Source organism: Pseudomonas flavescens (assembly GCF_013408425.1).
Classification (GTDB): Bacteria; Pseudomonadota; Gammaproteobacteria; order Pseudomonadales; family Pseudomonadaceae; genus Aquipseudomonas; species Aquipseudomonas fulva_A.
This window is the reverse complement of record NZ_JACBYV010000001.1, coordinates 5,038,703-5,050,340: the sequence shown is the minus strand read 5'-3', so window position 1 is coordinate 5,050,340 and position 11,638 is coordinate 5,038,703. Positions and strand designations below refer to the sequence as shown.

The 11,638-nt window shown below is 64.2% G+C and carries 8 protein-coding genes and 1 pseudogene; all 9 read left to right on the top strand.

The annotated features are described in order from the left end of the window. Positions 1-71: 71 nt before the first annotated feature. Complete coding sequence (gene tssB, locus FHR27_RS22565) at positions 72-590, top strand: type VI secretion system contractile sheath small subunit (protein ID WP_042553512.1); 519 nt, start codon at positions 72-74, stop codon at positions 588-590. Between the two features lie 12 nt (positions 591-602). Next, entirely contained in the window at positions 603-2,096 is a 1,494-nt protein-coding gene (gene tssC, locus FHR27_RS22560; RefSeq protein ID WP_131179928.1) for a type VI secretion system contractile sheath large subunit, read from the top strand. 73 nt (positions 2,097-2,169) lie between these two features. Continuing rightward, the gene (locus FHR27_RS22555) at positions 2,170-2,658 is read left to right on the top strand and encodes an Hcp family type VI secretion system effector (protein WP_042553514.1); all 489 of its coding nucleotides are present in this window, start codon (positions 2,170-2,172) and stop codon (positions 2,656-2,658) included. Between the two features lie 170 nt (positions 2,659-2,828). Beyond that, positions 2,829-3,629, top strand: a complete 801-nt coding sequence (locus FHR27_RS22550) for a type VI secretion system accessory protein TagJ (RefSeq protein ID WP_042553515.1) — start codon at positions 2,829-2,831, stop codon at positions 3,627-3,629. Then, positions 3,617-4,132 (top strand): type VI secretion system baseplate subunit TssE, encoded by a 516-nt coding sequence (tssE, locus tag FHR27_RS22545; RefSeq protein ID WP_042553516.1) that lies wholly within the window; start codon positions 3,617-3,619, stop codon positions 4,130-4,132. The genes FHR27_RS22550 and tssE overlap by 13 nt, the downstream gene beginning before the upstream one ends. Then, on the top strand, positions 4,129-5,988 hold the full coding sequence (gene tssF / locus FHR27_RS22540) for a type VI secretion system baseplate subunit TssF (protein ID WP_042553517.1): 1,860 nt from the start codon (positions 4,129-4,131) through the stop codon (positions 5,986-5,988). Before tssE ends, tssF begins: the two co-directional genes overlap by 4 nt. Continuing rightward, entirely contained in the window at positions 5,952-6,983 is a 1,032-nt protein-coding gene (gene tssG, locus FHR27_RS22535; protein ID WP_042553518.1) for a type VI secretion system baseplate subunit TssG, read from the top strand. Before tssF ends, tssG begins: the two co-directional genes overlap by 37 nt. An 11-nt stretch (positions 6,984-6,994) precedes the next feature. Beyond that, positions 6,995-9,703, top strand: a complete 2,709-nt coding sequence (tssH, locus tag FHR27_RS22530; protein ID WP_179539616.1) for a type VI secretion system ATPase TssH — start codon at positions 6,995-6,997, stop codon at positions 9,701-9,703. A 35-nt stretch (positions 9,704-9,738) separates the two neighbouring features. Further along, positions 9,739-11,586 (top strand): annotated as a pseudogene (locus FHR27_RS27040) (type VI secretion system Vgr family protein); the annotation flags it as partial. Positions 11,587-11,638 lie beyond the last annotated feature (52 nt).

Below are 11,638 nucleotides of genomic sequence, written 5' to 3'. Positions count from 1 at the left end.
AGGGAAGCCCCACGCACATCGCTACCGGCCTATGGCCGACGAAGCCAGTGCACATGCACAGGAGGAGCAACATGAGCAGCAATACCAGCAGCCAGAAATTCATCGCGCGCAACCGCGCCCCGCGGGTACAGATCGAATATGACGTAGAGCTGTACGGTGCCGAGAAAAAGGTGCAGCTGCCCTTCGTCATGGGCGTGATGGCCGATCTGGCCGGCAAACCCGCCGAGCCCCAGGCCGCCGTGGCCGACCGCAAGTTCCTGGAAATCGACGCCGACAACTTCGACTCGCGCCTCAAGGCCATGAAGCCGCGCGCGGCCTTCCACGTGCCCAACGCACTGACCGGTGAAGGCAACCTGAGCCTCGACATCACGTTCGAGAGCATGGACGACTTCAGCCCGGCCGCCATTGCCCGCAAGGTCGACTCGCTGAACCAGTTGCTCGAAGCCCGCACTCAACTGGCCAACCTGCTGACCTACATGGACGGCAAGACTGGCGCAGAAGAGCTGATCATCAAGGCGATCAAGGATCCGGCGCTGCTGCAGGCACTGGCTAGCGCGCCCAAGCCCCAAGACAACGAGCCGCAAGCTTAAGAGGACGTCCCGATGGCCCAGTTGATTCAGGATTCCGCGCAAGCGGCCGCCACCACCGAGCAGACCAGCGAGTTCGCTTCGCTGCTGCTGCAAGAATTCAAACCCAAGACCGAGCGCGCCCGCGAAGCGGTGGAAACCGCCGTACGCACCCTGGCCGAACACGCACTGGGCAAGACCGACCTGATCTCCGATGACGCGATCAAGTCCATCGAGTCGATCATCGCGGCGATCGATGCCAAGCTGACCGCTCAGGTCAACCTGATCATGCACCACCCGGACTTCCAGCAGCTGGAAAGCGCCTGGCGTGGCCTGCACTACCTGGTCAACAACACCGAGACCGATGAGCAGCTGAAGATTCGCGTGCTCAACATCTCCAAGCCCGAACTGCACAAGACCCTGAAGAAATTCAAGGGCACCGCCTGGGATCAGAGCCCGATCTTCAAGAAGCTCTACGAAGAGGAATACGGTCAGTTCGGCGGCGAGCCTTACGGCTGCCTGGTGGGCGACTACTATTTCGACCAGTCGCCACCCGACGTCGAACTGCTCGGCGAAATCGCCAAGATCTCCGCGGCCATGCACTCGCCGTTCATCTCCGCCGCCTCGCCGACGGTCATGGGCATGGGTTCCTGGCAGGAGCTGTCCAACCCGCGCGACCTGACCAAGATCTTCACCACCCCCGAGTACGCCGGCTGGCGCTCGCTGCGTGACTCCGAGGACTCGCGCTACATCGGCCTGACCATGCCGCGTTTCCTGGCTCGCCAGCCGTACGGTGCGAAGACCGATCCCGTCGAAGAGTTCGCCTTCGAGGAAGAAACCGACGGCGCCGACAGCAGCAAGTACACCTGGGCCAACTCGGCGTACGCCATGGCGGTCAACATCAACCGTTCGTTCAAGCTGTACGGCTGGTGCTCGCGCATCCGTGGCGTGGAGTCGGGCGGTGAAGTGCCGAACCTGCCGGCGCACACCTTCCCCACCGACGACGGTGGCGTGGACATGAAGTGCCCGACCGAAATCGCCATCTCCGACCGCCGCGAAGCGGAACTGGCGAAGAACGGTTTCATGCCGCTGCTGCACAAGAAGAACACCGACCTGGCGGCCTTCATCGGCGCCCAGTCGCTGCACAAGCCGGCCGAGTACGACGATCCGGACGCCACCGCCAACGCCAACCTGGCCGCGCGCCTGCCGTACCTGTTCGCCACCTGCCGCTTCGCTCATTACCTCAAGTGCATCGTGCGCGACAAGATCGGCTCGTTCAAGGAACGCGACGAGATGCAGCGCTGGCTGCAGGACTGGATTCTCAACTACGTCGACGGTGATCCGGCGCACTCCACCGAAACCACCAAGGCCCAGCACCCGCTGGCCGAAGCCGAGGTGGTGGTCGAGGAAATCGAGGGCAACCCCGGTTACTACAGCTCCAAGTTCTATCTGCGCCCGCACTACCAGCTCGAAGGGCTGACCGTGTCGCTGCGCCTGGTATCCAAACTGCCTTCGGCCAAGGGGGCCTGAGGTTCGTCACTGTGGCGTCCGCTCTCGCGGACGCAGTTGAAACAGAGTGGCAAAAGCCACGAAAGGAGGAATGATGGCTGTTGATATGTTCATCAAGATTGGCGACGTCAAGGGCGAGTCCAAGGACAAGACCCATGCCGACGAAGTCGATGTACTGGCCTGGAGCTGGGGCATGAGCCAATCCGGCTCGATGCATGTTGGTGGTGGCGGCGGTGCCGGCAAGGTCAACATTCAGGATCTGTCGCTGACCAAGTACGTCGACAAGTCCAGCCCCAACCTGATGATGGCCTGCTCCAGCGGCAAGCATTATCCGGAAGCCAAGCTGACCATCCGCAAGGCCGGTGGCGATTCTCAGGTCGAGTACCTGATCATCACCCTGAAGGAAGTCCTGGTGTCTTCCATCAGCACTGGCGGTAGCGGTGGCGAAGACCGCCTCACCGAAAACGTCACCCTGAACTTCGCCCAGGTTCTGGTCGACTATCAGCCGCAGAAAGCCGACGGCGCCAAAGACGGCGGCCCGGTCAAGTACGGCTGGAACATCCGCCAGAACGTCAAGGTGTAACACCCGCCCGAGCTTCGGGCGTACATCGATGCCCGGCACCACGCCGGGCATCGATGGTTTTGACCATAGCGAATTTCAATGGTCCGTAGCTCGCCTGCCCACAGGGCGAGGGCCGCGGGCCTCATGGCCATCGCCCTGCAGCGATGGCCGCGCCAGTACAGGGAACGACGATGACTGCCGAAGAACACCTGCGTAACGCAAGGCTCGACGAGGCACTGAAGGCGCTGCAGGATCAGGTGCGGGCGCAACCCGCCAAGGCGGAGCTGCGGGTCTTCCTGTTCCAGCTGCTGGCCGTGATGGGCCAGTGGAGTCGCGCCCAGAACCAGCTTAAGGTTGCCGGCGACCTCGATGCCGCCTGCCTGCCCATGGTGCAGACCTACAGCACCGCGCTGAACTGCGAAGCACTGCGTGAGAACGTGTTCGCCGGGCGTACCTCGCCGGTAGTCCTCGGCCAACCCGCCGAGTGGGTGGCACCGCTGATCCTGGCACTGGAGCAGGATGCCCAGGGCAACGCCGATGCCGCCCAGAGCCTGCGCGACCAGGCCTTCGAAGCCGCGTCAGCGGTACCGGGCCAGCTCGATGATGCCCCCTTCGCCTGGCTGGCCGATGCCGACCCGCGCCTGGGCCCGGTACTCGAGCTGATCGTCAATGGCCGCTACGTCTGGCTGCCCATGGAAAACATCGCCAGCCTGAGCCTGGAAGCGCCCAGCGACCTGCGTGACCTGGTCTGGTTGCCGGCTCAGGTGACCCTGACCAATGGCGGCAGCACCGTGGCGCTGATTCCCAGCCGTTATCCCGGTAGCCACACCAGTACCGACGGCGCGGTGCGTATGGCGCGCAAGACCGAATGGCAGGACAACGGCCTGCCACTGGGCCAGCGGCTGTTCGCCTTCGATCAGGGTGAACAGGCGCTGTTCGATGTCCGCACACTGAGTTTCGAGCACGGGAATGCAGCGGCATGGCCGACCTGAAACGTCAGGAGCGCCTGCAACCTGCGCTGCTCGATCGCCTGCTCGACGACGATCCGGGCAACCCGGTGGAAAGCGTCGACAAGCGCGTGCTGACGCTCAACCAGTTGCGCGCTTCGGTGCTGCGCGACCTTGCCTGGTTGTTCAACACCGTCGCACCGCTGACCAGCGATGACGAGGCGCTGACCCGGGCTGGCAGCTCGGTGGTCAATTTCGGCCTGCCGCCGCTGGCGGGGCACAGCGCCTCGAGTATCGATATCCAGGCGGTGGAACGCCTGCTGACCAAGGCCATCGCCGACTTCGAACCACGCATCGTGCGCGCCTCGCTGCGCGTGCGCGCCCGCCAGGAGGCCGAGGAGATGAGCCACAACTCCCTGAGTTTCGAGATCGAAGGCGACCTCTGGGCACATCCCATGCCGCTACGCCTGCTGCTGACCACCGAGCTGGACCTGGAAACCGGCCACGTTCAGGTATTACCCGCCGACGCATCACGGAGACGACGATGAACCCGCGCCTGCTCGGCTACTACAACCAGGAACTGCAACATATCCGCGAGAGCGCCGAAGAGTTCGCCGGCGAATTCCCGAAGATCGCCAGCCGCCTGACGCTGTCCGGCGTGGAGTGCGCCGATCCTTACGTGGAGCGACTGCTCGAGGGCTTCGCCTACCTGACCGCACGAGTCCAGCTCAAGCTCGATGCCGAGTACCCGACCTTCACCCACAACCTGCTGGAGATCGCCTACCCGCACTACCTGGCGCCGACCCCGTCGATGACCGTGGTGCAACTGTGCGCCGATCCCAACGAAGGCTCTCTGAGTAGCGGCTTCACCCTCGAACGCGGCGCATCGCTACGTGGCCTGCTCGGCAGCGAAGCCCAGACCGCCTGCGAATACCGCACCTGCCAGCCAGTCACGCTATGGCCGCTGGAAGTGACCCAGGCCAGCTATTTCGGCAACCCGACGACGCAGCTCGGCCGCCTCGCCGCCAGCGAGCCCGGTGCCAAGGCCGGTTTGAAACTGCGCCTGCGCACTGGCGCCGGCCTGCCCTTCAATGCCCTGGATCTGGATACCCTGACGTTCTTCCTGCACGGCGCCGACGAGCAACCCTTCCGTCTTTACGAACAATTGCTCGGCAATGCCTGTGCCCTGTTCGTACGGGCGGTGGATGGTTCGTGGGTCGAGCGTCTGCCCCCCGACAGCCTGCGTCCACGGGGTTTCGACGACCAGGACGCGGCACTGCCGGTGGTGCCCCGAGCGTTCCAGGGCTATCGCCTGCTGCAGGAATACTTCGCCCTGCCGAACCGTTTCCTGTTCGTCGAACTGACCGGGCTCAAACGCGCCGTGCAGCGCAACGCCAGCCAGGAGCTGGAGATCGTGGTGCTGTTCAATCGCCTCGACAACAGCCTGGAAAACAGCATCGGCGCCGAGCAGTTCCGCCTGTTCTGCACTCCGGCGATCAACCTGTTCGCCCGGCGCGCCGACCGCATTCACCTCAGCGACCGTGTCCACGAACATCAGATCATCGCCGACCGCACGCGCCCGCAAGACTTCGAGATCCATTCGATCACCGAAGTCAGCGGCCATGGCAGCGGCCCGGAGCAACCGTTCCAGCCGTTCTATGCCGTGCGCGACCCTTCGCGCTATGGTCGCGAACAGGCCTGGTACAGCCTGCGCCGCGAGCCTCGCGTGCTGTCGAGCAAACAGCGTCGCAACGGCCCGCGCTCCACCTACATCGGCAGTGAGACCTTCATCTCCCTGGTCGACGCCAACCAGGCACCCTATCGTCACGATCTGCGCCAACTGGGCATCGCCGCACTGTGCACCAATCGCGATCTGCCGCTGTCGATGCCGATCGGCGGGACGCGCAGCGATTTCACCCTGGAGGACAGTGCGCCGGTGGTCGCGGTGCGCTGCCTGGCCGGCCCCAGCCGACCGCGCGCCAGTCGCGCCCATGATGCCAGCGCCTGGCGCCTGATCAGCCAGCTGTCGCTCAACTACCTGTCGCTCAGCGAACAGGGCCAGGGCGCCGCCGCCCTGCGCGAGCTGATGCGCCTGTACGGCGACGCTGGCGACAACGCCCTGCAGTTGCAGATCGACGGCCTGCGTCAGGTCAGCAGCAAGGCCTGCACGCGACGCCTGCCGATGCCCGGGCCGATCGTCTTCGGCCGCGGCCTGGAGATCGGCCTGGAGTTCGACGAGAACGCCTTCCGCGGTACCGGGGTGTTCCTGCTCGGCTCGGTGCTGGAGCGCTTCCTGACACGTTACGTATCGATCAACAGCTTCACCGAAACGGTGCTGCGCACCACCGAGCGGGGCGAAGTGATGCGATGGAGGGCCAAGCCCGGATGTCGGCCGACCCTGTAAACACGCTGGCGGCGATGGCCGATGCGCCCTGGAACTATGACTTCTTCCAGGCCATGCGGCGCATCGAGTGCGAATACCCCGAACGCCCGCGCCTCGGCCATTCCGTGCGCCTGGTCGACGACCCGCTGCGTCTCGGCCAGAAGCCGGACTGCGGTTTCGCGCCCTCGACCCTGGCCAGCGTCATCCACGACAGCACCGGCACACCGCGCATCGAGCAGTTCTTCTTCGGTCTCACCGGGCCCAACGGCCCGCTGCCGCTGCACCTGACCGAACACGCCCGCGAGCGCCAGCGGCACCACGGCGACGCCACGTTCAAGCGCTTTCTCGACGTGTTCAATCATCGCCTGCTGACCCTGTTCTACCGCGCCTGGGCCGAGGCACGGCCCACCGTCAGTCAGGATCGTGCAGGCGATGACTACTGGTCACCACGTCTCGGCGCGCTGTCGGGCCGAGGCATGCACAGCCTCATGGGCCAAGGCCCGATCAACGACGCCGCACGCTATTACTTCACCGGCCACTTGGCCGCGCAGACCCGCTATCCGGACGGCCTGCAGGCGATCCTCAGCGAGTACTTCGGCGTGCCGGTGGCTCTCGAGGAATATGTCGGCCAATGGTTGCAACTCCCCGAATACAGCCGCCTGGGCGCCTCGACCTGCACCCTCGGCGTGGACCTGTGCCTGGGTACCCACGTGTGGGATCGGCAACACAAGTTTCGCTTGCGCATGGGCCCGTTGAGCCTGGCGCAGTACCGACGTTTGCTGCCGGATCAGCCCCTGCTCGCCGAGCTGGCGGCCTGGGTGGCCGAATACGTCGGTGAAGAACTGGACTGGGACACCAACCTGGTGCTCAAACAGGAGGAAGTACCGCAGGCCAACCTGGCCGGCGATTACCGACTCGGCTTCGATACCTGGCTCGGCACGCCCGACCAGGATGCAAAGGATCTGCTGCTGGCACGACAGCATGTCGTCAGCCAGCCGCTCCATACCCCGAATTAGAGGACAGAAAAATGGGTGAAATCAGTCGCGCCGCGCTATTCGGCAAGTTGAACAGCGTCGCCTACAAGGCCATCGAAGCCGCCACCGTATTTTGCAAGCTGCGTGGCAATCCCTACGTCGAGCTGACCCACTGGCTGCATCAGATCCTGCAGTTGCAGGACTCCGACCTGCACCAGATCGTGCGTCAGTTCAGCATCGAGCCGGGCCGCCTGGCCAAGGACATCACCGAAGCCCTGGATCGCTTGCCGCGCGGCTCCACATCGATCACCGACCTGTCCTCCCACGTCGAGGAAGCGGTCGAGCGCGGCTGGGTCTACGGCAGCCTGATGTTCGGTGAAAACCAGGTACGCACCGGCTATCTGGTGGTCGGCATTCTCAAGACACCGAGCCTGCGCAATGCCTTGCTGGCCATCTCTCGCGAGTTCGACAAGGTCAAGATCGAGACCCTCACCGAACGCTTCGACGAGATCGTCGGTGCCTCGCCGGAGAATGCCCTGAGCGCCACCGACGGTTTCGATGCCGGTGCGGTGCCGGGTGAAGCCAGTGGTGCCATCGCGCCAAGCGCAATGGGCAAGCAGGAGGCGCTCAAGCGCTTCACCGTCGACCTCACCGAACAGGCGCGCAGCGGCAAGCTCGACCCCATCGTCGGGCGCGACGACGAGATTCGCCAGCTGGTCGACATCCTCATGCGTCGCCGTCAGAACAACCCGATCCTCACTGGCGAGGCCGGGGTCGGCAAGACCGCGGTGGTCGAAGGTTTCGCCTTGCGTATCGTCGCCGGCGACGTACCGCCAAGCCTCAAGGACGTCGAGCTGCGTAGCCTGGACGTCGGCCTGCTGCAGGCGGGCGCAAGCATGAAGGGCGAGTTCGAACAGCGCCTGCGGCAGGTCATCGAGGACGTTCAGAGCTCACCCAAGCCGATCATCCTGTTCATCGACGAAGCCCACACCCTGGTCGGCGCCGGTGGCGCCGCCGGTACCGGCGATGCCGCCAACCTGCTCAAGCCTGCGCTGGCCCGCGGCACCCTGCGTACCGTGGCCGCCACCACCTGGGCGGAATACAAGAAACACATCGAGAAGGACCCTGCGCTGACCCGCCGCTTCCAGGTCGTGCAGGTGGACGAACCTTCCGAGCACCGTGCGATCCTGATGATGCGCGGCGTTGCCTCGACCATGGAAAAACACCATCAGGTGCAGATCCTCGACGAAGCCCTGGAGGCTGCCGTCAAGCTGTCGCACCGCTACATTCCGGCCCGTCAGTTGCCGGACAAGTCGGTCAGCCTGCTCGACACCGCCTGCGCCCGCGTAGCCATCAGCCTGCACGCCGTGCCCGCCGAAGTGGACGACAGCCGTCGGCGCATCGAGTCCCTGGAGACCGAGCGCGCGATCATCGGCCGTGAACAGGCCATTGGCGTCACCATCGGCAGCCGCCTGCTGGACGTCGACACGGCGCTGGCCGAAGAACGCCTGCGCCTGGTCACCCTGGAAACCCGCTGGGCCGACGAGAAGGCCCTGGTGGACCAACTGCTGGCCACCCGTGCCCGCTTGCGCACCGCCGCCGAGCCGGTGGACGACACCAGCCGTGAAGCAGGCGCCGAACAACCGGCTCTGAGCGACGAGGAACGCAGCGCGCTGCGCGACACTCTCACTGATCTGCAGCAACGTCTCAGTGCCCTTCAGGGTGAAACGCCGCTGATTCTGCCGACCGTGGATTACCAGGCGGTCGCCTCGGTGGTCGCCGACTGGACGGGCATCCCGGTCGGGCGCATGGCACGCAACGAGCTGGAAACCATCCTCAAGCTCGACCAGCACCTGAAGAAGCGCATCATCGGCCAGGACCACGCCCTGGAGATGATCGCCAAGCGTATCCAGACCTCCCGTGCCGGCCTGGACAACCCCAACAAGCCGATCGGCGTGTTCATGCTCGCGGGCACCTCCGGCGTGGGCAAGACCGAAACCGCCCTGGCCCTGGCCGAAGCCCTCTACGGCGGCGAGCAGAACGTCATCACCATCAACATGAGCGAGTTCCAGGAAGCGCACACGGTTTCCACCCTCAAGGGGGCGCCACCGGGCTACATCGGCTACGGCGAGGGCGGCGTGCTGACCGAAGCGGTGCGTCGCAAGCCCTATAGCGTGGTGCTGCTCGACGAGGTGGAGAAAGCTCACCCGGACGTGCACGAGATCTTCTTCCAGGTGTTCGACAAGGGCGTGATGGAAGATGGCGAAGGCCGTCAGATCGACTTCAAGAACACCCTGATCCTGCTCACCACCAACGCCGGTACCGAGATGATCGCCGGGCTGTGCAGCGACCCGGAGCTGATGCCCGACCCCGAAGGCATCGCCAAGGCACTGCGCGCCCCCCTGTTGCAGATCTTCCCGCCAGCCCTGCTCGGCCGCCTGGTGACCATCCCCTACTACCCGCTCTCCGATGACATGCTCAAGGCGATCACTCGCCTGCAACTCGAGCGCATCAAGAAGCGCATCGAAAGCACCCACAAGGTGCCGTTCGATTACGACGACAGCGTGATCGATCTGGTGGTCTCGCGCTGCACCGAGAACGAGAGTGGCGGCCGGCAGATCGACGCCATCCTGACCAACAGCATGCTGCCGGACATGAGCCGCGAGTTCCTGACCCGCCTGCTCGAGGGCAAACCGCTGAGTGGGGTGCAGGTAACGCAGCAGAACAACGAGCTGCATTACAACTTCGAACGAACGCAGTGAGCATCAGCGGCGCTCGCCGCGCTAGAGGACGCTAGATGGCAATCACTCAGGATGCACGCATGGCAATCGTCACCACCCCGCTGGGTGGTGACGTGCTGGTGCTGCGACGAATGGAGGGCCGGGACGAACTCAGCCGCCCCTTCGCCTATGAGCTGGCGCTGATCTCCGAAGATCATGCGCTGCCACTCGATGCCCTGCTGGGCAAGCCGATGGGGCTGACCCTGCAACTGGCCGACGGTAGCGACCGCTACTTCCACGGCATCGCTGCACGCTGCAGCCAGGCGGCTGGCAGCGGTCAGTTCGCCAGCTACCGGGTCAGCCTCAAGCCCTGGTTATGGCTGCTGTCGCGAACCTCCGACTGCCGGATATTCCAGAACAAGACGGTGCCCGATATCGTCAAGCAGGTATTTCGCGACCTGGGTTTCTCCGATTTCGAAGACGCCCTCACCCGCTCCTACCGGGAGTGGGAATACTGCGTGCAATACCGCGAAACCAGCCTCGACTTCGTCAGCCGGCTGCTCGAGCAGGAAGGCATCTACTACTACTTCCGCCACGAGCAGGCCCGCCACGTGCTGGTGCTGTGCGACGCCTATGGCGCACACCGAGCCGCTCCCGGCTACGCCAGCGTGCCCTACTTCCCGCTGGAAGATCAGATGCGCGAGCGCGACCACATCTACGACTGGCACCTCAACCATGAAGTGCAGCCAGGTTCGCTGGAACTCAACGACTACGACTTTCAACGCCCCAGCGCGCGTCTGGAAGTGCGCTCGATCGTCTCGCGCCCGCACAGCAACGCCGGGCACCCGCTGTTCGACTATCCCGGTGAATACGTACAGAGCAAGGACGGCGAGCAATACGCGCGCAATCGTATCGAGGCCCTCCATACCCAGTACGAGCGCGTGCAGTTGCGCAGCAACGCGCGCGGGATCGGAGCCGGTCATCTGTTCAGCATGACCGGCTACCCACGCGCCGATCAGAACCGCGAATACCTGACGGTCAGTGCCGACTACCAGATCGTTCAGGAAGCCTTCGAGAACAATACCAGCGACGAACCGCTGCAGTTCGACAGCCGCCTCGACTGCATCGATGCCAGCCAGGTTTTTCGCCCGCTGCCACTGACCGTCCAGCCGATCGTGCAGGGGCCGCAGACGGCCATGGTGGTAGGCCCACAAGGGGAGGAAATCTGGACCGATCAGTTCGGCCGGGTGAAGGTGCACTTCTACTGGGATCGTCACGACCAGTCCAACGAGAACAGCTCCTGCTGGATCCGCGTATCGCAGAACTGGGCCGGCAAGAACTGGGGTTCGATCCAGATTCCGCGTATCGGTCAGGAAGTCATCGTCAGCTTCCTCGAGGGCGACCCCGATCGGCCCATCATCACCGGCCGCGTCTACAACGCCGAACAGACCGTGCCTTACGACCTGCCAGCCAACGCCACGCAGAGCGGTGTCAAGAGCCGCTCCAGCAAGGGAGGTACGCCTGCTCAGTTCAATGAAATCCGCATGGAGGACAAGAAGGGCGAAGAGCAGCTGTACATCCATGCCGAACGCAATCAGGACATCGTCGTCGAGCTGGATGAGACCCACGCCATCGGCCGCGACCGCAGCAAGTCCATCGGCCGCAACGAGACCGTCGATGTCGGCGCCAACCGCACCAAGAAGATCGCCCGCAACGAGCGCTACAGCATTGGCCACAACAAGACAGTCAACATCGGCCGCTTCAAGGTCGAGAGCATCGGCATGGCCAAGATGACCAACGTCGGTCTGGGCTACAACCGCAACATCGGCATGGCGATGTTCTCGGCAGTGGGCATGAACCGCACCGATTTCGTCGGCAAGACCTGGGCCGTCTCGGCCGGCGACAAGATCGAGTTCAAGGTCGGCAGCTCGCAACTGACCCTGACGCCGGATGCCATCTACCTCAGTGCCAAGGACA